2 protein-coding genes are annotated in these 591 nt (G+C 65.3%); both read right to left on the reverse strand.

The features are described 5' to 3' along the window. Positions 1-417: endonuclease domain-containing protein (locus AC1D00_RS44420; protein WP_477015116.1), on the reverse strand; the 417-nt coding region annotated here is incomplete at its 3' end. Positions 418-462: 45 nt separating this feature from the next. After that, on the reverse strand, positions 463-591 hold a 129-nt coding region (locus AC1D00_RS44425), incomplete at its 5' end, for an urease subunit beta (RefSeq protein ID WP_477015117.1).

A 591-nucleotide genomic window follows, 5' to 3' on the forward strand; every position in this document is an offset into this window, starting at 1 on the left:
GGGGGGGGCTCCGGGCTCCGCGGCCTGAAGGATGGCGAGAGCCACTCCCTCCAGGCTCCTCATTACGTCCTCATTGGTAAAGCGCAGCACGCGATAGCCGCGCGACGCGAACCACGCGTCGCGCTGTTCGTCATGACGCAGACGCTCCGCGAAATCGTGGCTTTCGCCGTCGACCTCAACCACAAGCTTGCACGAGTGTGCCACGAAATCGGCGACATACGCCCCCATCGGAGCCTGTCGCCGAAAACCGAGGCGAGCCAGACGATGCGCCTTCAGATGACGCCACAGCAACGTCTCCGCGCGGGTCATCTCGCGCCTCAATCGTTTGGCGCGGGTTCTTTGTAACGGAGAGACCTCGTCGTGTGGCATACCCCTCTCCCCAACCCTCCCCCGCAAGGGGGGAGGGAGCCTGACCATTGTGCTCACCTCACTGTGGATCACGCCGCGCGCCTCAGTTTACACTCACAGCTTCCCCATAACGTCGCCGCGGAAGCCGTAGATGGTCTTCTTGCCGGCGAGCGCGACGAGCTGGACGTCGCGGGTCTGGCCGGGTTCGAAGCGGACGGCGGTGCCGGCGGCGATGTCGAGGCG

The sequence above is a fragment of the Bradyrhizobium sp. P2_E8 genome, assembly GCF_056403875.1.